16 protein-coding genes are annotated in these 22393 nt (G+C 63.3%); 11 read left to right on the top strand and 5 right to left on the bottom strand.

The features are described from left to right. The first annotated feature begins 71 nt into the window (after nucleotides 1–71). From R3355_RS10390 to nahK, 11 genes are all read left to right on the top strand, one after another. Complete coding sequence (locus R3355_RS10390) at nucleotides 72–3857, top strand: nitrate reductase subunit alpha (protein ID WP_318961119.1); 3786 nt, start codon at nucleotides 72–74, stop codon at nucleotides 3855–3857. Between the two features lie 11 nt (nucleotides 3858–3868). Beyond that, nucleotides 3869–5407: a nitrate reductase subunit beta gene (narH, locus tag R3355_RS10385; RefSeq protein WP_172149699.1), complete on the top strand. Its 1539-nt coding sequence runs from the start codon at nucleotides 3869–3871 to the stop codon at nucleotides 5405–5407. Between the two features lie 2 nt (nucleotides 5408–5409). After that, the gene (gene narJ / locus R3355_RS10380; RefSeq protein ID WP_318961118.1) at nucleotides 5410–6165 is read left to right on the top strand and encodes a nitrate reductase molybdenum cofactor assembly chaperone; all 756 of its coding nucleotides are present in this window, start codon (nucleotides 5410–5412) and stop codon (nucleotides 6163–6165) included. Further along, nucleotides 6158–6970 (top strand): respiratory nitrate reductase subunit gamma, encoded by an 813-nt coding sequence (gene narI / locus R3355_RS10375; RefSeq protein ID WP_318961117.1) that lies wholly within the window; start codon nucleotides 6158–6160, stop codon nucleotides 6968–6970. Before narJ ends, narI begins: the two co-directional genes overlap by 8 nt. Nucleotides 6971–7061: 91 nt before the next feature. Next, a complete protein-coding gene (locus R3355_RS10370; protein WP_318961116.1) occupies nucleotides 7062–8033 on the top strand; it encodes a peptidylprolyl isomerase in 972 nt (323 codons plus the stop codon). A 208-nt stretch (nucleotides 8034–8241) separates the two neighbouring features. Next, on the top strand, nucleotides 8242–9234 hold the full coding sequence (moaA, locus tag R3355_RS10365; protein ID WP_318961115.1) for a GTP 3',8-cyclase MoaA: 993 nt from the start codon (nucleotides 8242–8244) through the stop codon (nucleotides 9232–9234). 250 nt (nucleotides 9235–9484) lie between these two features. Continuing rightward, nucleotides 9485–12025: a pyrroloquinoline quinone biosynthesis protein PqqF gene (gene pqqF / locus R3355_RS10360; protein WP_318961114.1), complete on the top strand. Its 2541-nt coding sequence runs from the start codon at nucleotides 9485–9487 to the stop codon at nucleotides 12023–12025. 267 nt (nucleotides 12026–12292) lie between these two features. Beyond that, the gene (locus tag R3355_RS10355) at nucleotides 12293–13471 is read left to right on the top strand and encodes a porin (RefSeq protein WP_318961113.1); all 1179 of its coding nucleotides are present in this window, start codon (nucleotides 12293–12295) and stop codon (nucleotides 13469–13471) included. A 232-nt stretch (nucleotides 13472–13703) separates the two neighbouring features. Continuing rightward, nucleotides 13704–14099, top strand: coding sequence for a hypothetical protein (locus R3355_RS10350; RefSeq protein ID WP_318961112.1), 396 nt, complete (start codon nucleotides 13704–13706; stop codon nucleotides 14097–14099). A 117-nt stretch (nucleotides 14100–14216) separates the two neighbouring features. Next, a complete protein-coding gene (nosP, locus tag R3355_RS10345; protein ID WP_318961111.1) occupies nucleotides 14217–15371 on the top strand; it encodes a nitric oxide-sensing protein NosP in 1155 nt (384 codons plus the stop codon). Further along, nucleotides 15310–17949, top strand: coding sequence for a hybrid sensor histidine kinase/response regulator NahK/ErcS' (gene nahK, locus R3355_RS10340; RefSeq protein WP_318961110.1), 2640 nt, complete (start codon nucleotides 15310–15312; stop codon nucleotides 17947–17949). Before nosP ends, nahK begins: the two co-directional genes overlap by 62 nt. Before the next feature lie 218 nt (nucleotides 17950–18167). On the opposite strand, the gene R3355_RS10335 is transcribed toward nahK, so the two are convergent. The 5 genes from R3355_RS10335 to R3355_RS10315 form a co-directional block, all read right to left on the bottom strand. Beyond that, on the bottom strand, nucleotides 18168–18833 hold the full coding sequence (locus R3355_RS10335) for a response regulator transcription factor (protein WP_318945896.1): 666 nt from the start codon (nucleotides 18831–18833) through the stop codon (nucleotides 18168–18170). 61 nt (nucleotides 18834–18894) lie between these two features. After that, complete coding sequence (locus tag R3355_RS10330) at nucleotides 18895–19446, bottom strand: PQQ-dependent catabolism-associated CXXCW motif protein (protein WP_318961109.1); 552 nt, start codon at nucleotides 19444–19446, stop codon at nucleotides 18895–18897. 364 nt (nucleotides 19447–19810) lie between these two features. Then, nucleotides 19811–20602: an ABC transporter permease gene (locus tag R3355_RS10325; protein WP_318961108.1), complete on the bottom strand. Its 792-nt coding sequence runs from the start codon at nucleotides 20600–20602 to the stop codon at nucleotides 19811–19813. Nucleotides 20603–20705: 103 nt separating this feature from the next. Continuing rightward, on the bottom strand, nucleotides 20706–21428 hold the full coding sequence (locus R3355_RS10320) for an ABC transporter ATP-binding protein (RefSeq protein WP_318945892.1): 723 nt from the start codon (nucleotides 21426–21428) through the stop codon (nucleotides 20706–20708). Further along, nucleotides 21425–22390 (bottom strand): YVTN family beta-propeller repeat protein, encoded by a 966-nt coding sequence (locus tag R3355_RS10315; protein WP_318961107.1) that lies wholly within the window; start codon nucleotides 22388–22390, stop codon nucleotides 21425–21427. The genes R3355_RS10320 and R3355_RS10315 overlap by 4 nt, the downstream gene beginning before the upstream one ends. Between the last annotated feature and the right edge of the window lie 3 nt (nucleotides 22391–22393).

The raw sequence follows: 22393 nt of genomic DNA, 5'->3' as shown, positions 1-22393 counted from the left end.
TCGCGTTAACAGAATCGAATCATTGCGTGTGCGGGACGCAGATCCCGCAGCAAGCCTGAGAGGAAAAAGAGATGAGTCATCTACTCGACCAATTGCGTTTCTTCAACCGTAAGCAGGGTGAATTCGCCGATGGTCATGGCGAAACCCGCATCGAGTCCCGCGATTGGGAGAACGTCTACCGTGCGCGCTGGCAGTACGACAAGATCGTGCGTTCCACCCATGGGGTGAACTGCACCGGCTCGTGCTCGTGGAAGATCTACGTGAAGAACGGCCTGATCACCTGGGAAACCCAGCAGACCGATTACCCGCGTACCCGCAACGACCTGCCCAACCACGAGCCGCGCGGCTGTCCACGTGGTGCCAGCTACAGCTGGTACATCTACAGCGCCAACCGCCTTAAATACCCCAAGGTCCGTAAACCCCTGCTCAAGCTTTGGCGCGAAGCCCGGGCCAGCCTGAACCCGGTCGAGGCCTGGGCGAGCATCGTCGAAGACCCGGTCAAGGCCGAGTCCTACAAGAGCAAGCGTGGCATGGGCGGTTTCATCCGCTCGAGCTGGAACGAAGTCAACGAGATCATCGCCGCGGCCAACGTCTACACCGTCAAGGAGCACGGCCCGGACCGCGTGGTCGGCTTCTCGCCGATCCCGGCCATGTCGATGGTCAGCTACGCCGCGGGCAGCCGTTACCTGTCGCTGATCGGCGGCGTCTGCCTGTCGTTCTACGACTGGTACTGCGACCTGCCGCCGTCCTCGCCGCAGGTGTGGGGCGAGCAGACCGACGTGCCGGAATCGGCCGACTGGTACAACTCCAACTACATCATTGCCTGGGGCTCCAACGTGCCGCAGACGCGCACGCCGGACGCGCACTTCTTTACCGAGGTGCGTTACAAGGGCACCAAGACCGTATCCATCACCCCGGACTACTCCGAGGTGGCCAAGCTCACCGACCTCTGGCTGAACCCCAAGCAGGGCACCGATGCGGCGCTGGCCCAGGCGTTCAACCACGTCATTTTCAAGGAATTCCACCTCGACAAGCCGAGCGCCTACTTCACCGACTACGTGCGCCGCTACACCGACTTCCCGGTGCTGGTGCTGCTCAAGGATCACGTCGGTGCCACGCCTGAGCTGAACGGCTACCAGCCGGACCGCTTCCTGCGCGCCGCCGACCTGACCGACAACCTTGGCCAGGACAACAACCCCGAGTGGAAAACCATTGCCCTGGACAGCGAAACCAATCAACTGGTCTCGCCGCTGGGTTCGATCGGCTACCGCTGGGGCGAGAAGGGCAAGTGGAACATCGAAGCCCGCGAAGGCGGTGACGGTCGCGAGGTCAAGCTGCAACTCAGCCTGATCGGCGAAGAGATCGCCGAAGTGGCCTTCCCGTATTTCGGCGGCCAGACCCACGAGCACTTCCAGCATGTCGCCGGCGAAGCCGTGCAACTGCGTCGGGTGCCGGTGCGCACTATCACCCTGGCCGACGGCACTCAAGCCAAGGTCGCCACCGTGTTCGACCTGTCGGCAGCCAACCTGGCGATCGACCGCGGCCTGGGTGGCAGCAACGTTGCCAAGGATTACGACGACGCTAGCGTACCGGGCACCCCAGCCTGGCAGGAACTGATCACCGGCGTGTCGCGCGAGAAGGCGATCCAGATCGCCCGTGAATTCGCCGACAACGCCGACAAGACCAAGGGCCGTTCCATGATCATCGTCGGTGCGGCGATGAACCACTGGTACCACATGGACATGAACTACCGCGGCCTGATCAACATGCTGATGATGTGCGGTTGCGTCGGTCAAACCGGCGGCGGTTGGGCCCACTATGTCGGCCAGGAAAAACTGCGCCCACAGTGCGGCTGGCTGCCCCTGGCCTTCGGTCTGGACTGGAGCCGTCCGCCACGCCAGATGAACGGCACCAGCTTCTTCTATGCCCACAGTTCGCAGTGGCGTCACGAGAAGATGAGCATGCACGAAGTGCTCTCGCCGCTGGCCGACAAGTCGCAGTTCCCCGAGCACGCGCTGGACTACAACATCCGCGCCGAACGCGCCGGCTGGTTGCCGAGCGCCCCGCAGATGAACCGCAACCCGCTGCAGATCACTCGTGACGCCAAGGCGGCCGGCATGTCGCCGGTGGATTACGTACTCAAGTCGCTGCAGGACGACTCGCTGCGCTTCGCCTGCGAGCAGCCGGACAACCCGGTCAACTTCCCGCGCAACATGTTTATCTGGCGTTCCAACCTGCTGGGTTCTTCGGGCAAGGGCCACGAGTACATGCTCAAGTACCTGCTCGGTACCAAGAACGGCGTGATGAACGAAGACCTCGGCAAGCGTGGCGGCTTCAAGCCGAACGACGTCGAGTGGGTGGACGAAGGCGCGATCGGCAAGCTCGATCTGGTCACCACCCTGGACTTCCGCATGTCTTCCACCTGCGTCTACTCGGACATAGTTCTGCCGACGGCGACCTGGTACGAGAAGGACGACATGAACACCTCGGACATGCACCCCTTTATCCACCCGCTGTCCGCGGCCATCGATCCGGCCTGGGAATCGCGTTCCGACTGGGAAATCTATAAGGGCATCGCCAAGGCCTTCTCCGAGATGTCGGTCGGCCAACTGGGTGTCGAGCAGGATCTGGTCACCGTGCCGATGATGCACGACAGCCCCGGCGAACTGGCCCAGCCGTTCGGCGGCATCGACTGGAAAACCGCCGGCGAAGCTCCGGTGCCGGGCAAGAACTGCCCGAACATGACCGTGGTCGAGCGCGACTACCCGAACGTCTACAAGAAGTTCGCCTCCCTCGGCCCGTTGCTCGACAAGCAAGGCAACGGCGGCAAGGGCATCAACTGGAACACCGAGCATGAGGTCGAGTTCCTCGGCGAACTCAACCACAAGGTGCGTGCCGAAGGCGTCAGCAAAGGCCGGCCGCAGATCGAGTCGGCGATCGATGCCTGCGAGGTGATCCTCACCCTGGCCCCGGAAACCAACGGCCACGTGGCGCTCAAGGCCTGGGCGGCGTTGTCCGAGTTCACCGGGCTGGATCACAGCCACCTGGCGATCAACAAGGCGCACGAGGCGATCCGCTTTCGCGACATCCAGGCGCAGCCGCGCAAGATCATCTCCAGCCCGACCTGGTCGGGTCTCGAAGACGAGAAGGTCAGCTACAACGCCGGCTACACCAACGTCCACGAGTTCATCCCCTGGCGCACCATCACCGGCCGCCAGCAGTTCTACCAGGATCACCCTTGGATGCAGGCGTTTGGCGAACAGATGATGAGCTACCGGCCGCCGATCAACACCCGCACCATCGACTACGTCAAAGGCAAGCGGCCGAACGGCAATACCGAGATCGTCCTCAACTGGATCACTCCGCACCAGAAGTGGGGCATCCACAGCACCTACAGCGACAACCTGATCATGCTCACCCTGAGCCGTGGCGGGCCGATCATCTGGCTCTCGGAAACCGACGCCAAGCGCGCCGGCATCGAGGACAACGACTGGGTCGAGTGCTTCAACGCCAACGGCGCCCTGACCGCCCGTGCGGTAGTCAGCCAGCGGGTCAAGGACGGCATGGTGATGATGTACCACGCCCAGGAACGCATCGTGAACGTGCCCGGCAGCGAGACCACCAAGACTCGCGGCGGCCACCACAACTCGGTGACCCGCGTGGTGCTCAAGCCCACCCACATGATCGGTGGCTACGCCCAGCAGGCCTACGGTTTCAACTATTACGGCACGGTCGGTTGCAACCGCGACGAGTTCGTCGTGGTGCGCAAAATGGACAAGGTCAACTGGCTTGACGGTACCGATGTCGGCGGCCTGGGCGACGAAGCCCTGCCACAACCCCTGCCACAAGACATTTGAGGATTGATGCCATGAAAATTCGTTCACAAGTCGGCATGGTCCTCAACCTGGACAAGTGCATCGGTTGCCACACCTGTTCGATCACCTGCAAGAACGTCTGGACCAGCCGCGAAGGCATGGAATACGCCTGGTTCAACAACGTCGAGACCAAGCCCGGGATCGGCTACCCCAAGGAATGGGAAAACCAGGACAAATGGCGCGGCGGCTGGATCCGCAACAAGGACGGCTCGATCAACCCGAAGATCGGCGGCAAGTTCCGCGTGCTGGCGAACATCTTCGCCAACCCGGACCTGCCGACCATCGACGACTACTACGAGCCGTTCGATTTCGACTACCAGCATCTGCACACCGCCCCCCTGGGTGAACACCAGCCGGTCGCACGACCGCGTTCGGTGATCACCGGCAAGCGCATGCAGAAGATCGAGTGGGGCCCGAACTGGGAAGAGATTCTCGGCACCGAGTTCGCCAAGCGGCGCAAGGACAAGAACTTCGACCAGATCCAGGCCGACATCTATGGCGAGTATGAAAATACTTTCATGATGTACCTGCCGCGTCTGTGCGAGCACTGCCTCAACCCGACCTGCGCGGCCTCCTGCCCGAGCGGGGCGATCTACAAGCGCGAAGAAGACGGCATCGTACTGATCGACCAGGAGAAATGCCGCGGCTGGCGCATGTGCATCAGCGGTTGCCCGTACAAGAAGATCTACTTCAACTGGAAGAGCGGTAAATCCGAGAAATGCATCTTCTGCTACCCGCGCATCGAGGCCGGCATGCCGACCGTGTGCTCGGAAACCTGCGTGGGCCGCATCCGCTACCTCGGCGTGTTGCTGTATGACGCCGACCGCATCCTTGAAGTGGCCAGCACGCCGAACGAGCAGGACCTGTACCACAAGCAACTGGAGATCTTCCTCGACCCGAATGACCCGAAGGTCATCGCCCAGGCCCTGGCCGACGGCGTACCGATGTCGGTGATCGACGCCGCGCAGAAATCCCCGGTGTACAAACTGGCGGTCGACTGGAAGCTGGCGCTGCCGCTGCACCCGGAATACCGCACCCTGCCGATGGTCTGGTACGTGCCGCCACTGTCGCCGATCCAGAACGCCGCGACCGCCGGCACCGTGGGCATGAACGGGGTGATCCCGGATGTCGACAGCCTGCGCATTCCGCTGCGCTACCTGGCCAACCTGCTCACCGCCGGCGACGTCATCCCGGTCAAGCTGGCGCTCAAGCGGCTGCTGGCGATGCGTGCCTACAAGCGCTCCGAGCAAGTGGACGGCGTGCAGGACCTGCAGGTGCTGGCCGATGTCGGCCTGAGCGTGGCCCAGGTCGAAGACATGTACCGCTACCTGGCCATCGCCAACTACGAAGACCGCTTCGTCATCCCCAGTGCGCACCGTGAGGAGGCGACCAGCGATGCCTTCGCCGAGCGTTCCGGTTGTGGCTTCAGCTTCGGCAGCGGTTGCAGTGGCTCCTCCGACACCAACATGTTCGGGGCGAAGAAGGCCAACAAGCGCGACATCCTCAAAACCGTACAGTTGTGGGAGGACTGAGCATGCAAATTCTCAAGGTGATTTCCCTGTTGCTGGATTACCCGACCGAGCAGCTGCTGGAAGCTCGCGACGAACTCGCCCAGGCCATCAGCGCCACTCGTGAGATCAGCCCGCAGCAACGCAGCGCGCTGCACGAACTGCTGGCGCTGATCTGCGACAACGACCTGATGGACGGCCAGGAGCACTACGGCGCGTTGTTCGGTCGTGGTCGCTCGCTGTCGCTGCTGCTGTTCGAGCACGTCCACGGCGAGTCGCGTGATCGTGGCCAGGCCATGGTCGACATGATGGCGCAGTACGAGGAAGCCGGTTTCACCATCGGCATCAAGGAACTGCCCGACTATATCCCGCTGTACCTGGAGTTCCTCTCCACCCGCGAAGACCTGGAGGCCCGCGAGGGCCTGGCCGATGTCGCGCACCTGCTGGCGTTGTTGGCCACTCGTCTGGATGAGCGTGAAAGCGCCTATGCCAGCTGCTTCCGCGCGCTCTTGCAGATTGCCGGCGTCGAGCCGCAGGAAGCCATGGCCGAGGTGCGCGAGCAGGTCGCCGCCGAGGTGCGTGACGACTCGCTCGAAGCCCTCGACAAGATCTGGGAGGAGGAGGCCGTGGACTTCCTCCAGGCCGAGCAGCAGGACCGCTGCCCGAGCATGCAGAGTGCGCCGGGCAAGGCCCGCGAAGACGTGCCGGTGCCGCTGCACTGGGTGGATTTCAAGCAAGAAGGGCCGGCCGTCGAGCCGGTTCAGGAGGTGCGCAATGTCTAACATCAATCTGCTGGCGTTCGGGGTGTATCCCTATATCGCCCTGGCCATCTGCATCATCGGCAGCTGGGCGCGTTTCGACCTGTCGCAGTACAGCTGGAAGGCTGGCTCCAGCCAGATCTTCGCCCGTTCGGCGGCCGAGCAACGCTACATGCGCATCGCCAGCAACCTGTTCCACGTCGGCGTGCTGTTCGTCCTGGCCGGTCACTTTGTCGGCCTGTTGATGCCCGAGGCGCTCTACCACTCGGTCATCAGCACGCAGAACAAGCAGCTGCTGGCCATGGTCTCCGGTGGTTTCTTCGGCATTCTCTGCCTGATCGGCCTGGTAATGCTGCTCAAGCGTCGCCTCGGCGATCCGCGGGTGCGGGCCAGTTCCAGCACCTCGGACATGCTGGTGTTGGTCGTGCTGCTGGTGCAACTGGTCCTGGGCCTGCTGACTATCGTCGCCTCGACCAGCCACATGGATGGTTCGGTGATGGTGATGCTGGCCAACTGGGCGCAGTACACCGTGACCCTGCAACCGATGGCAGCTGCTGCGGCCATCGCGCCGGTGGGCCTGGTCTACAAGCTGCACGTGTTCCTCGGCTTGAGCCTGTTCGTGTTGTTCCCCTTCACCCGCCTGGTGCACATCATCAGCGCACCGGTGTGGTACCTGGGGCGGCGCTACCAGATCGTCCGGCAGAAGGGTGTACATCCGGTCGCGCAACGGCCGCAGGTTCGTCCGCTCGCCCAGCCTGGTCGCGCAACACCCGCGCCAGCGCCGCAGCCCGGCTATGCGATGGGTGTGGTCAAGGCCAAGGAGCTCTAAGCGTCTGTACTGGGCCGGGTGGCGATCCGCTGCGGCCCAGCACACGCCTGGTACATGAACTGATGATTCACGCATTAACGAGGAACTTGTCATGGGATGCGGATGCGGTGGTGGCAATGCAGGGCAGGGTGGTTGCGGCGGACAGAAGCCGCCAGTCGATCTGATGATCGATGCCCCTGGCGTACAAGAGGTAGTCCCGGAATCGCGGCCCTCGGCCGATGAACCTGAGGCAGTCACCGAAGAGGTCGAGTCAGCTCCTACGCTGATCGCCAGCAGCGAGCAGGAATGGCCACGGGTCACGGTCAATGGCGTGACTATCGCGCCCGAGGCCATGGCCCAGGAGCTGCAATATCATCCGGCGCAAAACCGTGAGGAAGCGGTGTTTCTGGCCGCCCAGGCGCTGGTGGTCCGTGAGTTGCTGCAGCAGCGCATCGCCGAGCTGGGCTTGACGGTGCAGGCCGATCCCGGCGAAAGCGCGGAGGAGGCCGCCACCCGCCAGCTGATCGAGCTGGAAGTGGCGCTACCGGAGTGCGACGAGCACAGCTGCCAGCGTTATTACCAGAGCAACCAGGCGCGCTACGTCACCGCGCCCTTGCTGGCGGCGCGGCATATCCTGCTCGAATGTGCCCCGGACGATGCCGAGGCCCGCAGCCTGGTGCGCGAGAAGGCCGATCAGTTGCTCGAGCTGTTGCGTCAGGATGGCGGTCGTTTCGCCGAACTGGCCCTGGCCCACTCGGCCTGTCCGTCCAAGGCCCAGGCCGGTGCGTTGGGGCAACTGAGCAAAGGCCAGACCGTGCCCGAGTTCGAGCGGCAACTGTTCAAGCTGCCTGCCGGGCTGGCCGGTCAACCGCTTGAAAGTCGCTACGGCTGGCATGTGGTCAGCGTCGACCAGCGCATCGAAGGCAAGCAATTGCCCTACGAGGTGGTCGCCGGCTCCATCCGCGCGCTGCTGCAACAAGGCGTATGGCAGAAGGCCGTGGCCCAGTATCTGCAAACCCTGGTTGGCGCGGCGGATATCGTCGGCATCCACTTGCAAGGCGCCGATTCGCCGCTGCTGCAGTAATGCATAGCCCGGATGCAATCCGGGAACAATCTTGTCGGCGCGCAATTCCCCGGATTGCATCCGGGCTACGGGAAGTGGGTAGGGTGGATGACACCTTTTTCATCCACCACCGCAATTGGTGGATGGATAAAGCGTCATCCACCCTACGAGATCGCAGGCCTTACGCTGGATGCTAACAGCAATAGGTAGCCCGGCTATCGGAGGAACGATGGACACACAACTGCAGGATGGCTTCGGCCGCACAGTCGATTACCTGCGCATGTCGGTTACCGACCGTTGTGATTTTCGCTGTGTCTATTGCATGGCCGAAGACATGACCTTCCTGCCACGTCAGCAGGTGCTCGGGATCGAGGAACTGTATCGGCTGGCGGCGCTGTTCGTCGGCCTGGGAGTGAAGAAGATCCGCCTGACCGGCGGCGAACCCCTGGTGCGCAACGGCATCGTCGAGCTGTGCCAACGCATCGCCGCCTTGCCCGGCCTGCGCGAACTGGTGATGACCAGCAACGGCTCGCAACTGGTCAAGCTGGCCAGGCCGCTGGCCGAGGCCGGGGTCAAGCGCCTGAACATCAGCCTCGACAGCCTGGATGCCGGCAAATTTCGCGGCATCACCCGCACCGGCAGCCTGCGCCAGGTACTGGACGGCATCGAAGCGGCGCGCGATGCCGGCTTCGAGCGGATCAAGCTCAACGCGGTCGTCATGAAAGGACGCAACTTCGATGAAGTGCTCGACCTGGTCGACTACGCCATCGCCAAACAGCTGGATATCAGCTTCATCGAAGAAATGCCCCTGGGCGATGTCGGCCGTTCGCGCGGCGAGTCGTACTGCTCCAGCGAAGAGGTACGCAAGCTGATCGGCAGCCGCCATGCCCTGCTCGACAGCGCCGAACACAGCGGCGGACCGGCGCGCTACATGCGCCTGAAGGAGCATGCGGCTACCCGTATCGGCTTCATTTCACCGAATTCACACAACTTCTGCAGCACCTGTAACCGCGTGCGCCTGACCGTCGAAGGCCGCCTGTTGTTGTGCCTGGGCCATGAAAACGCCATCGACCTGCGCGCCCTGGTGCGCCGCTACCCGCTGGACGATCAACCGATCATCGACGCGGTGCAGCAGGCGCTGCAACGCAAACCACTGCGCCACGAATTCAGCGCCGCTGGCGAGGTGAAAATCCTGCGCTTCATGAACGCCAGCGGCGGCTGAGCCGTTGCTGATGACCTGGCGGCCGCGACGCTAGCCGATGTCTTCCTGCGCTCGTACGCAGCGCGGTTTATCCGGGCTATCTACTCTTTACCCGGCCTTTTGGCCGCGCTGAGCCTGAGACGGTGCGTAGGGCGCAAGCGGCATTACGGTTGTGGAAAAAAACAGTCGGCTACGTCCAAAGCACTATTGCCCTTCACGCGTCCGGTGCTTGATGCTGAAATGTCGAAATCTGTCAGAGCCGAGTCGCGTTATGCCTGCCGCCTGTAACTTACCGCCGGTCAAGGTTGCCCTGCCCGAGTCCCGGCAGTTGGCCAACGGGCTACAGGTGGCCGTGCTCAGCCTGCCGGGTACGGCCAAGGCGGCGATCAGCGTGCGGGTCGCCGCGGGCAGCCATGACGAGCCGGATGAATACCCCGGCATGGCGCATTTTCTCGAGCACCTGTTGTTTCTCGGCAGCAGCGGCTTTGCCGTCGAGCATAGTCTGATGGCGTTCGTGCAGGCCTGTGGCGGGCAGGTCAATGCCTCGACCCAGGCGCGGCACACCGATTATTTCTGTGAGGTGCCGGCGGAGTGGCTCGACGAGGCGCTGGCGCGGTTGCTCGACATGCTGGCCAATCCGCTGCTGGAGGAGGCGTCGCAGTTGCGCGAGCGCGAGGTGGTGCATGCCGAGTTTCTCGCCCGCGGCCAGGATCCCGACACCCTGGTGTCGGTGGCGCTGGGCCAGGCGTTGCCAGTCGGACACCGCTTTGCGGCTTTCCAGGCCGGCAACCGTGACACCCTGGCCGTCGAACAGGCCGCGTTCCAGCAGGCGTTGCAGGCATTTCACCAGCGTTTCTACCAGGCCGGACAACTGTCGCTGCTGTTGGTTGGCCCGCAGACGACCGATGTGCTGAATGAGCTGGCCCGGCATCGCGGCGCAACGTTGCCGGGACGCGGCAGGCAGCGGCAGTCGTCCCCGGCACCGTTATTACCGTTGCGGGTGCAGCAGTTGCGCATGACCCAGCCCGCTGGTGTGTCATCCCTGCAATTGGCGTTCGCCCTCGAATGGGCGCCGCCTGGCTTGGACGCGGCACTGGATTTTCTGCAGACCTGGCTGCGTTCCGAGGCGCCGGGCGGTTTGCTCGCCGGCTTGCGCGAGGCAGGCATGTGCCAGGCGTTGCAGAGTCGGGTGGTGTATCGCTACGCCGATCAGGCCATGTTGCTGTTGAGCGTTGCTGGCGTCGACGAGGCGGGCGCAAGCCAGGCAGCGGTTGTGGCCGCCGTACTGGGCTGGCTGGGTTTCTTTGCTGCTGCCGGTCAGGGCGAGGCGTTGCATGAGCGCTATCGGGCGATCCAGCATTGTCGCCGACACAGCTTGCCACCACTGGCCCTGGCCATTCATTGGCAGGATTGCCTGGCGGCTGACTGGGATCCGGGTGACGGCTTGAGCGGGGCAGGCCAGGTCGCGATGGCTGCGGTGCTGGAGCAGATGCAGGATGCTCGGCGACTGGTCAGGCTATTCGCCAGCGCCGAGTCAATGCCGAGTTGGCCGGCGCCTGGCTTTGCCTTGCACATGCAGTCCGAGCCGCCGGTAAGCGCAGCGTCTTGTACCTGGGCGTGGCAGTTGCCGCCGGCCAATCCGTTTCTCGACCCTGCAGCTGCTGTGGTGCCTGCTCTTGGCATCGAGGCCCGGGTGCGTTGGTTGCCAGCTCAAGCCTCGGCCGGACAAGGCGTGCTTTACTGGCGCTGTAGTCTGGCCGAGCGGGTCGACGCAGTCATGTTGCAGGCACTGCTCGGGGTGGCGTTGCGTAGCCTGGAGGCCGATGCGGCGGAGGTTGGGGTCGCCTTGCAGTTGGTCGCCCGGGATGAGGGGTGGCAACTGTCGCTGCACGGACCTGTGGGTTTGTTGCCTGCGGTAATGCAACAGGTGCTGCCAGTGTTGCTTCGCCCCGCGCCTGGTGCCTGGCCGCAAGGCCGGCGCGAGGCCCGACAGGCTGCAGCTCGGGCGCAAGCCGAGATGCCTTTTCGTCAGTTGCTCAGACGCTTGCCCGAGTTGTTCGCGCCGCCCTGGCGCGAGTGCGCCACCTTGAACCCGCAACGTCTGCACGAGTGCTACCGGCAGGCGCGGTTCGACGGTCTGGGCGTGGGGGTCGATACCGCCGGCCAAGCCGAGATCGAGCGAATGTTCCACTCGGTAGCGCCGCTGCATACGGCTGACGCGCCGGCAATGGGGCCTGCCGGGCGTTACTGGCAAGACGCCGTTATCGATTGCAGTGACTCGGCGTTGCTGCTGTTCTGCCCGTTGCCGGCCACGGATGCCGCGACCGAGGCTGCTTGGCGATTGCTCGCGCAGTTTTCCCAGGGGGATTTTTTCCGGCGTCTGCGCAGTGAGCTGCAACTGGGCTATGCGGTATTTTGCGGATTCCGCCAGGTGCAGGCGCATCGCGGCATTCTATTTGCCGTGCAGTCGCCACATGCGTCGGCGGAACAAGTCCTCGAGCATATCGAGGCCTTTCTTCAGACCCAGGGTGAGCGCCTGGCAGCAATCGATGATCGGGCTTTGATGCTGATGGCCGCCGAGCTGCGCCGGCAGGCGCAAACGAGCAGTCTGCAGGAGCTTGCCGAACGGCACTGGCAAGCACACCTGGCCGGCTTGTCCGGGCAGCACGAGATGGCCGTGTTGCAGGCCTTGGCGAAGCTCGAACGATCGCAGCTGTTGGATGCCCATCGTCGACTGAGCGAGGCTCAGGGTGGTTGGCGGGTACTGGCCACTGCCGCCACGCCGACATCGGGTTGGTCATCGCCAAGCTGATCAGCTGCGCTACTTCCTCCTTATATTTCTCCGCCCCGGGTATGTCGCCGGTCTGGCGTCAGATCGTCGTGCGCTTCGCAACAAAGGCCTACGACCTTTGGCTTGCTCCATAGTCTGGCCAGGTCTTACGTCTTATTGTGCGCGCCGCCGAGACCGGCCAAAGCAGCAGGCAACCAGCGCCATAGCAGCGTATGGCCGGGCGCCATGCTTTTCGATAATCGCCTCCGAACCGACTGACCGATGGTCGTCCCTCAAGCGGAGAGCGTTATGAACAACAAGAAGATCGCCAACACCCGATTCCTGCCTCTGGCTCTGACTGCCGCCGTCGCACTGGCAACAGCCCAGCAAGCGGCCGCAGAAATCGTCCTGTATGACCAGGACGACACCACCTTCTCCACCGATGGCTATATCAACGCCTTCTACGTCAACAGCGATGTGGATCGCGAGGGTGACACCTTCGACCGTCGCCAGTCGCGGGTGAAGATGGGCTTTCTGCCCAACTGGATCGGTTTCAACTTCGGCAAGCAGGTCGACGACCTGAAACTCGGCGCGCGTTCTTCGTTCTGGGTCACCATCAACGACAGTGAACAGAACGGCACCAGCACTGCCATCGACGTGCGGCAGTTCTACGGTACCGTGGGTAGCGAGTGGGGCGAAGTGCTGGTGGGTAAGGATTTCGGCCTGTTCGCCCGTTCCAACATCTTCCTCGACGAACTGCTGTCCGGTTATGGCCAGGTCAGCGATACCCTCGGTCTGGTCGACTTCGGCGGGGTGTCCTTCGGCAATATCGGCAGCGGTTATCCCTATCCGTTCCCTACCGCGCAGATCACCTACCGCAGTCCGAAAATGGGCGGCTTGCGGGTGGCCGCCGGGATCATGGATCCCTACGACTCCAACCAGATCGACGCTGACGGCAAGGCCTACCAGGAGAGCCCGCGCTTCGAAACCGAGATCACCTACGAGTTCGAAGTGGCCGGCGCGAAGATCTACTCCTGGATCAACGGTGCCCACCAGACTTCGGACAACACCGATTCCGACGTCGACTCGGTTACCTCGCAGGGTCTTGGTTATGGCGTCCAGGCCAAGATAGGCGGCTTCTCGGTAACCGGTTCGGGTTTCCAGGCCGAGGGTATGAACCCGTTCTATACCAACAACGCCGGTCAGGCCACGCTGCGCGAAGTGGACAGCGACGGTTACCTGCTGCAGACCTCCTACACCTTCGGCAAGAACCGCGTGGCGCTGTCCTACGGCAAGACCGAGGACGACGGTAACGGCCTGGGCACCGCCGCCGACTACGAGACCCGCGGCATTGCCTACTTCCGCACCATCAACGACAACCTCAAGCTGGTTGCCGAATACAACCAGTTCGAGATCGACGCCGCCACCGGCAGCGGTCTGAACGAAGACACCGACACCTTCGCCGTCGGTGCCGTACTGAACTGGTAATTCGTGCGGTGAAACAACCGGACAGGGCAAACCTGTCCGGTTTTTATTTGTAGGCGCCAGTGGGGCGCCTGGGGGCTGTTGCCCTTGATGGAGGTGGAAATGCTGATCGATAGCCTGGATTTGTTGCTGATTCTGCTTCCGGTAACCGGCTTGTTCCTCGCCCTGCCGATTGTGCTGATGCGCTGCCTCTGAGTGCGCCGTACTTACCCAAGGTTCATGAAAGGATGCACCGATGCTGGGGATATGGAGTGATTCGGCGGCTGATTACCTGCTGATCCTGACCGTCGCGACCACGCTGGTCTTTGCTTTACCGATCTTTCTCGTTCCGCTGACCTGGGCCCGGTTGATGGGGTGGCGGATACCCACGCAGACTGACCTGGCGGTGTATTTCGGCCGCTGTCTGGGTGCATTTATCCTGATCCTCGAAGCCGTGATGCTGCGCGCCGCCCTAACGGGTGAAGCCATTCACACGGTTTTTGAACTGCTCGCCGCCACGGCGCTGATGATGATCGTGGTGCACGTCTATGGCGCCTTGCGGCGTATCCAGCCGCTCAGCGAGACGCTGGAAATCGCCTTCTACGCCGGATTATTGTTGCTGACCCTGCTGTTCTGGCCGTTGTCCTCCTGATGCTGTGATGCACCACTACTTAGGGAGTAGGCCGACAGGACTCAAGTTGCATGGGGCATAACCGGAGAGCTTCGTAGAATCATCCCATGACAGGTGGGTTTTTTATTGGGGCAAGCTATGCAGCAGGAACGGACTGAAGGCGTCGTCACCGCGACCTCTAGCGCCACGGATGTGGAGCTGGTGGCGCAGGAACTGGCGCGCCAGCTGATTCACCCGCACCTAGGCTTTGTGCTGTTCTTCTGTTCGGCGGAATATGACCTGGAAAGCCTCGGCGAGGCGCTGGATCAGTATTTCGGCGGCATCAGCCTGGTCGGCTGCACCAGCGCCGGCGAAATAACCCCACAAGGCTATGGCCGCGGCTGCGTCAGTGCGGTGGGCTTCGATCACCGCAGTTTCTCGATTTCCAGTGCCTTGATCGACGAGATGGAGCGTTTCAGCCTGATCGACGCCCAGCAATTGGTCGAACGTCTGGCCAAGGATTGCCGTACCAACGAACTGGCCTCGATCAAGGGTCACAGCTTCGCCCTGACCCTGCTCGATGGCTTGTCCAGCCGCGAGGAGGTGGTGCTCGGCGCACTCAGCGCGGCGTTCGGCAGCATTCCACATTTCGGCGGTTCGGCCGGCGACGACAATCATCTGACCCATACCCACGTCTACTACGGCGGCCAGTTCCACACCGGCGCGGCAGTGGTGGTGCTGTTCAACACCTGGCTGGATTTCGAGGTGTTCAGCACCCATCACATCGAACCCTGCGCCGAGAAACTGGTGGTCACCCGGGCCGACAGCGCCAGCCGCCGGGTATTTGAGTTGAATGCGGCCCCGGCCGCGCAGGAATACGCCGAGTTGATCGGCGTGCCGCTGGAGGCCCTCGATCATCGGGTATTCGCCGCCAACCCCCTGGCCGTGCGGATCAGCGACCAGTACTACGTGCGTTCGATCCAGCGGGTCAACGAGGACCTCAGCCTGAGTTTCTATTGTGCGGTGGAGAACGGCATCGTCCTCACTGCCATGCGTCCCGGGCCGCTATTGCCCAATCTGGAAAATCTGTTCGACGGTCTGCGCGAGCGCCTCGGCCCCTTGCTGCTGACCATCGGTTGCGATTGTTTTCTGCGCCGCCTGGAAATCGAGGACGACGGTGGCGTCGAGCCGGTTTCGGCCTTCCTGCGTAGCCAGCAAGTCATAGGGTTCAATACCTACGGGGAGCAGTTCAATGGTATGCACATCAACCAAACCTTCACTGGAGTCGCCATTGGCCGTCCCGGTCGAGGCTGATGTCGCCGAGCTGCAAGCCCGCTGTGCGGCGCTGGAAAGGGATAACCACAAGCTCAAGCGCATCAATACCGCGCTGATCGAACGGGTCGAGTCGGTCCACTCCCGCGGCGACGATGCCTACGCGGCCTTCCAGCATTCGGTGGTACTCGCCGAACAGGTGCGCGAACGCACCGATGCGCTGAACCAGGCGATGGCCGAGCTGAAGTCCAGCAACCAATTGCTCAGCGATGCGCGTTTGCGTGCGGAAACCGCCCACCAGCATCTGATCGATGCCATCGAGAGCATCTCCGATGGCTTCGTGCTGTTCGACAGCGAACAGCGCATCGTCCTGTTCAACAGTCGCTTCAAGTCGTTCTGGGAGCACAGCCGTGCACGCATCAGCGCGGGTACCCGGCTGACGGAGATCAAGCGCCTGAGCAAGAGCACCGGCCTGGTGGTCGAGGAGCAGCGCGGCAAGGACGGCGAGCATATGCTCTACCGCCTGCGCGACGGGCGCTGGGTGCAGGTCAGCGAGCGGCCGACCCGCGAGGGCGGGCTGGTGATCCTCTACACCGACATTACCGAGGTCAAACTCAACGAAACCCTGCGCCGCGAGCAGGCCCTGGCGCAGAAGTCGCGGCTGTTGCAGCGCGCCATGGACAACCTGTCGCAAGGCATGGCCATGGTCAATGCCGAGGGCCAGCTGGAGCTGTGGAATCACCGCTTTCTCGACCTCTGCGGCCTGGCACCGATCAACGCCCATCGGCCCTTCGCCGAGGTGATGGCCGACAGCGAGTTGCAACTGCTGACCCCCGACAGCCGCGATGCCAGCGGCAAGCCCATCGAGGAACTGGAACTGCGCCTGTTCGACGGACGGATGCTCGAGGTGCGCACCCATCCACTGCCCACTGGTGGCTTCGTCAACACGTTCACCGACATCACCGAGCGCTATCGACATGCCGAAGCGCTCAGCGAAAGCGAGCGCTGGATCCGCCTGATCACCGACCACGTGCCGGCGCTGATCGCCTACCTGAATGCCGATCTGGTCTACGAGTTCACCAACAAGGTCTACGAGGAATGGTACTGCTGGCCGCGTGGCGCCATGCTCGGCCAGAGCCTGCGCGAGGTGCACAACGAAGAACATTGCCGGCGCCTGGAGCCCTATATCGAGCGGGCCTTGTCCGGCGAAAGCGTGACCTTCGAGGTGGCGGAAACCAACCACAACGGCCAGGAGCGCTATATGTTGCGTTCCTATGTGCCCAATCGTCAGGCCAGCGGCGAGGTGCTCGGCATCTTCGTGCTGATCCGCGACATCACCGAGCGCCGACGCACCGCCGAGGCCTTGCATCAGGCCTATCAACACCTGGAACAGCGGGTGCGCGAACGCACCGCCGAACTCACCGACCTCAATGCCCAACTGCGCTGCGAAATCGACGAGCGCACGCAGATGGAAGCACGCCTGCGTGAAGCCAAGGGTGAGGCCGAACAGGCCAACCTGTCGAAAACCAAATTCCTCGCCGCCGTCAGCCACGACCTGTTGCAGCCCTTGAACGCCGCACGGCTGTTCACCAGCGCGCTGCTGGAGAAGCGCGAACTGGCCGACAGTGCCGCGCTGGTGCGCAACGTCAGCAATTCCCTGGAGGATGTGGAGAGCCTGCTCGGCACCCTGGTGGATATCTCCAAGCTGGATGCCGGGGTGATCAAACCGGATATCGCCCCCTTCGCCGTCAGCGAACTGCTGGAAAACCTCGCCGCCGAGTACCACCAGATCGCCAGCAGCGAAGGCCTGTGCCTGGACTTCGTGGCCAGCTCGGCGCTGGTGCGCAGTGACATCCAGTTGCTCGCGCGGATCCTGCGCAACCTGCTGAGCAACGCCATCCGCTACACCACCAGCGGGCGCATCCTGCTCGGTTGCCGCAGGCACCGGCAGAGCCTGTCGATCGAGGTCTGGGACACCGGCATCGGCATCGCCGACGACAAACTCGGCGAAATCTTCCAGGAGTTCAAACGCGGTGACGTGACCCACCGCAAACAGGACCGTGGCCTCGGCCTGGGCCTGGCTATCGTCGACAAGATTGCGCGCATGCTCGGCCATCGCATCCGTGTGTCCTCGCAGCTGGGCAAGGGCTCGATGTTCGCCATCGAAGTACCCCTGACCACCCTCGCACCACGCGCCCGGGTGGTGCATGACGCGCCTGACCTGCTGCTCGAGCGCCTCAGCGGTTCGCGCATCTGGGTGCTGGATAACGATGCGGCGATTTGCGCCGGCATGCGTACCCTGCTGGAAACCTGGGGCTGTCAGGTGGTCACCGCGCTGTCGGAGGAGGACCTGGCGCGCCAGGTCGACAACTACCATGCCGACGCCGACCTGCTGATCGCCGACTACCACCTCGACGATGGCCATAACGGCGTCGATGCCGTGGCCCTGATCAACTCCAGGCGCAGCACACCACTACCAGCGCTGATGATCACCGCCAACTACAGCAACGAACTCAAGCAGCAGATGCGCGAACTCGGCCATACCCTGATGCACAAGCCGGTACGGCCGATGAAGCTGAAGACGGCGATGAGCCATTTGCTGGAGCAGGGGCGGGGTTAACTCCGCGGCCAGTCGCGGTGCGCGCAGCGCACCCTACCCGGAGCGGCGCCACCGCAGGGTGTGCGGGGCCGCCTAGGCCGCGCGCACCGGCTTGATCTGTCGCTGCCGGGCGCACCGGCCAGGCGTCGGAGGAGGGCAATGCGGAACGGGCCATTCGACGGAAGTCCCGGCCGTCGGCGGTGCGCACGGCGCACCCTACGAGGCGTCGGGGATGGGGCTCACCGGCGCAAATAGGCGGCGAAATCGATATCGCCCGCCGACAGGATCGCCTGTACGCGGTTATGCACGTTGAGCTTGCGCAGGATGGCGGAGACGTGGGCTTTGACCGTGGTTTCGGCGATGTCCAGGCTGTAGGCGATCTGTTTGTTCGATTCGCCTTTGGTCATGCGCTCCAGCACCAGCAGTTGCTTGCGGGTCAGGGCTTGCAGCAGTTCCTGAGGGAAGCCGTGGTGGTCCGAGTGGTTGCGGTGGGAACTGGTTTTTTGTGAGCGGATGATGTCCGGCGGCAGGTAGACGTTGCCGTTGAGGATCTGCTGGATGGCATCGGTCATCTGCGCGCGCGGCGAGGACTTGGTGATGAAACCGACGGCACCATAGGTGATGGCCTGGAGGACGATCTGCTTGTCCTGCTCGGCGGAGACGATCACCACCGGGATGGTCGGTGCTTCGTTGCGCAGGTTGATCAGCCCGTTCAGCCCGTGCATGCCGGGCATGTTCAGGTCGAGCAGGATCAGGTCGAGGTCGTCGTTTTCCAGGGTCATGGCCAGGGCGCTGTCGAGGTCAGCGGTTTCCATGATTTCGCTGCCGGGGAAGCCGTCACTGATGACATTGTGGATGGCTTCGCGAAACAGCGGATGGTCGTCGGCAATCAGAATCTTGTACATGGCCTTTCACCTCATTGTTTTGATTATGGTGTGGCTATAGCCGTAGGGAAATGCTGCAGGGTTACGGCAGGACGAGCGGTTGTGCGCGGACCAGGGGCAAACCGGCCTGCTGCCAGCCGTCGATGCCGTCGCGGTACCAGTAGAGGTTGCGGTAACCCAGGCTATGGGCGCGCTTGACCGCGTTCCAGCCCAGCCAGCAGTCGGAGCGGCAGTAGAACACCAGCGGCCAGCCTTTGTCGCCATGGCTGGCCAGTTGCAGGTGGTGGCTGAAGTAGTCTTGCCATTGGCTGCTCAGCTCGCCGTCGCCGGTGTTGGCCAGCCAGAGGCTGCCGGGCAGGTTGGCGTGCACTTGATCCTCGATGAACTGACCATGCAGCCACGGGCGCCGGTATACGTCGATCAGTTGGGTCTGCGGTTGTTCGTTGAGCAGATGTTGCACGGCCCGGGTGTCGAGAGTGCGCGCGTGCTCGGTGTGTGCCGGTGTGGGGCTGCGGTAATGGCCGAGGCGATAGCCATCCACGGAAAACAGCGCAGTCTCCGCCTGGACCGGGGCGGCCAGCAGCAGGCATGCGATCAGTGGAAGACCCGTTGATAGGGCTAGGCAGTGCTTCATCGCCTTAAGTCTCGGTTCTTTTTGTGTGCGTATTACAGAGCAATACCCCTGCTTTGGAAATTCTACATTGGAGAGGAAAAGCAGTACCAAAGTAGTAGAGGGATAATAGCAAATGGCTGTTTTATCGAGACGCAGGTGGTTGGTTGATGCTTGCCAGGCTCCGCGCAGTAACCTCGTCGCGGACGCTCCGCGTCCTCTGGCGACAGACGCGGAGCGTCTCGGGGGCGTGCCCACGCGGGCGTTTCGCCGCCTCGACGTGGGAGCGATCGGATGGCTTGTGTAGGAGGGGCGAGCGGCTTAGGCAGGCGCAGAGCGTTTGGGCCTGCATGCCCGCGCGAAACCTGGGAACGATGGGGTTCGCCGCTTAGTTAGCCCGGCGCAGCGCGGCATGTTGCGGATTGAAGGTGACTACGGCGAGCACGGCGAACAACGCGGTCAGGCCCAGGCAGATCAGCAGGGCACTGAGGCTCAGGCGCTGGTAGAGGGCGAAGCGCACCAGCTCCACTGCATGGGTGAAGGGGTTGAGCGCGCAGAGCCAGTACAGCCATTCGCTGGCCTCGCGCATTTTCCACAGTGGGTAGAGCGCCGAGGAGAGGAAGAACAGCGGGAAGATCACGAAATTCATCACCCCGGCGAAGTTCTCCAGCTGGCGGATACCGTTGGACAGCAGCAGGCCCAGGGCGCTGAGCAGCAGCGCCACCAGCAGCAACGCGGGCAGGGCAGCGAGCAGGCCCCAGATCGGCGGCTGCACCCCGTAGAACCAGGCGATGGCGAGAAAGGCATAGACCTGCAGCAGCGAGATCAGGGCGATCGCCAGCAGTTTGCTGGCGAGCAGGAAGGCGCGGGGCAGCGGGCTGGTCAGCAGCACGCGCATGCTGCCCATCTCGCGGTCGTAGACCATCGACAGCGAGCCCTGCATGCCGTTGAACAGCAGGATCATGCAGGCCAGCCCAGGGACTATGTAGGTCTCGTAGGTGATGTAGGTGTCGTAGGGCGCAATGATGGCGATGCCCAGCGCCGCGCGAAAGCCGGCGGCGAACACCAAGAGCCACAGCAGCGGGCGCACCAGGGCGCTGAAGAAGCGCGAACGCTGCAGCACGAAGCGCAGCCATTCGCGTTGCACGATGCCCTGCAGGCAGTACCAGTAGGCGTTCATGGCGCACTCTCTATCGGACGATGCGGACGGGTAGGGTGCGCTGTGCGCACCGGCAGGTTAGGGGTCGCGTCCATGGTGCGCGCGGCGCACCCTACGAGATGCCTCATGTGACCTCCGTCGTCAGGCGTTCGAAGGTGGCAGCCAGGCTGGCGTCGTCGGCGCCGATCTGGCTGGCCAGGCCCTGGGCCACCAGGCGCCCGCGGTTGAGGATCAGCAGCTCGTCGCTGGCCTGCACTTCATCGAGCAGGTGGGTGGTCCAGAGCACGGCCAGGCCATCGTCGCGGCAGAGCTGGCGCACATGCCGGTTGAGTGCCAGGCGGCTGGCCGGGTCGAGGCCGACGCTGGCTTCGTCGAGCAACAGCAGGCGCGGCCGGTGCAGCAGGGCGCGGGCGATTTCCACGCGGCGGCGGTGGCCGCCATTGAGGTCGCGAACCTTTTCATGGCGCCGTTCGCCGAGCTGCTGGCGCGCCAGCTCCTCGTCGATTCGGGTACCGGCCAATGGCTTGGCCATACCGTGCAGGGCCGCGTGGTAGCGCAGGTTCTGCTCGACGCTCAAATCCAGATCCAGGGTGCTCTGCTGGAACACCACGCCGAGTTGGCGCAAAGCCTGGCGCGGTTGCTGGCGCAGGCTGCAGCCCATCACCTGGATATCGCCCTGCTGCAGGTCATAGAGGCGGGTGAGCAGGGCGATCAGGGTCGACTTGCCGGCGCCATTCGGCCCCAGCAGCGCGGCGAAGCTGCCGGGCGCGACACTGAAACCGACGCCCTGCAGAGCCTGGCGAGCGCCATAGGCGAAGCCGACGGCATTGACCTCGAGGGCGTTCACGGGGTGATGACCACGCCCCAGGGATAACGGCCGACCTGGATCGACTTGGTTACCTTGAGCGACTCGACGTCGATTACTGAAACGTCACTGCTGACGCCGTTGGTGGTCAGCAGTTGCTTCTGGTCCGGGGTGAAGGCCAGGTGCCAGACGCGCCGGCCGACCAGCAGGTAATCGAGCACTTCATAGGTCTTGGCGTCGACCACCGCCACATGGTTGGCTGGGCCGAGGGCGACGAAGGCCAGCTTGCCGTCGGCGCTGAGCTTGACCCCGACCGGTTGCACCTTGTCCGGGTGCACGCCCTTGATCTGGAAGGTCAGCACCTTCTCGATCTGCCGGCTGGCGACGTCGATCACCGTTACCGTGCCGCCGATCTCGGCCGAGGCCCACAGGCGCTTGCCGTCGCCGTCGAACTCGACATGCCGCGGGCGCTGGTCGACCAGAGTGTTGTCGACCAGGGTGTGGCTGCCGGTGTCGATCCAGTGCAGCATGTTGGTGGTTTCGCTGGTGTTGACCGCCCACTTGCCATCGGGGCTGACGGCCATGCCTTCGGGTTCGACGCCGACATCGATCTGCGCCAGCACCTCGTCGCTCTGGGTGTCGACCACAGTCACCAGCGCATCGTCTTCGTTGGAGATATACAGCCAGCGGTCGTTGCGGTGCAGGGCGAACTGCTCCGGGTCGGCGCCGGAGGGCAGTTCCTTGATGATCTTACGCGTGGCCAGGTCCATCACCTGGACCCGGTCCGAGTCGCTGGCGCAGATGTACAGCAGCTTGTTGTCGCTGGACAGCAGCAGGCCGCGCGGGCGCTGACCGACGTCCAGGGTGGCAGTGACTTCCATGGTGCTGAGGTCGATCACGCTGACGCTGTCGTCCTTCTCGTTGGACACATAGGCAGTGGCGGCGAGGCTCGAAGTGCTGGCCAGGGCCAGGCTGATGCTCGCGGCGAGCAAGGCGATACGCATGGG

It is taken from the genome of Pseudomonas sp., from assembly GCF_033723075.1.
In the GTDB taxonomy this organism is placed as follows: Bacteria; Pseudomonadota; Gammaproteobacteria; order Pseudomonadales; family Pseudomonadaceae; genus Aquipseudomonas.
This window is presented reverse-complemented; position numbering and strand designations above follow the sequence as displayed.

Bases quoted from the DNA above. Each gene is read 5' to 3' on its own strand.
- pqqF (WP_318961114.1), top strand. From the start codon at position 9,485: ATGCCTGCCGCCTGTAACTTACCGCCGGTCAAGGTTGCCCTGCCCGAG.
- narI (WP_318961117.1), top strand. From the start codon at position 6,158: ATGTCTAACATCAATCTGCTGGCGTTCGGGGTGTATCCCTATATCGCC.
- narJ (WP_318961118.1), top strand. From the start codon at position 5,410: ATGCAAATTCTCAAGGTGATTTCCCTGTTGCTGGATTACCCGACCGAG.
- R3355_RS10370 (WP_318961116.1), top strand. From the start codon at position 7,062: ATGGGATGCGGATGCGGTGGTGGCAATGCAGGGCAGGGTGGTTGCGGC.
- nosP (WP_318961111.1), top strand. From the start codon at position 14,217: ATGCAGCAGGAACGGACTGAAGGCGTCGTCACCGCGACCTCTAGCGCC.
- R3355_RS10335 (WP_318945896.1), bottom strand. From the start codon at position 18,833: ATGTACAAGATTCTGATTGCCGACGACCATCCGCTGTTTCGCGAAGCC.
- R3355_RS10325 (WP_318961108.1), bottom strand. From the start codon at position 20,602: ATGAACGCCTACTGGTACTGCCTGCAGGGCATCGTGCAACGCGAATGG.
- R3355_RS10350 (WP_318961112.1), top strand. From the start codon at position 13,704: ATGCTGGGGATATGGAGTGATTCGGCGGCTGATTACCTGCTGATCCTG.
- nahK (WP_318961110.1), top strand. From the start codon at position 15,310: ATGGTATGCACATCAACCAAACCTTCACTGGAGTCGCCATTGGCCGTC.
- narH (WP_172149699.1), top strand. From the start codon at position 3,869: ATGAAAATTCGTTCACAAGTCGGCATGGTCCTCAACCTGGACAAGTGC.
- R3355_RS10355 (WP_318961113.1), top strand. From the start codon at position 12,293: ATGAACAACAAGAAGATCGCCAACACCCGATTCCTGCCTCTGGCTCTG.
- moaA (WP_318961115.1), top strand. From the start codon at position 8,242: ATGGACACACAACTGCAGGATGGCTTCGGCCGCACAGTCGATTACCTG.
- R3355_RS10315 (WP_318961107.1), bottom strand. From the start codon at position 22,390: ATGCGTATCGCCTTGCTCGCCGCGAGCATCAGCCTGGCCCTGGCCAGC.
- R3355_RS10330 (WP_318961109.1), bottom strand. From the start codon at position 19,446: ATGAAGCACTGCCTAGCCCTATCAACGGGTCTTCCACTGATCGCATGC.
- R3355_RS10390 (WP_318961119.1), top strand. From the start codon at position 72: ATGAGTCATCTACTCGACCAATTGCGTTTCTTCAACCGTAAGCAGGGT.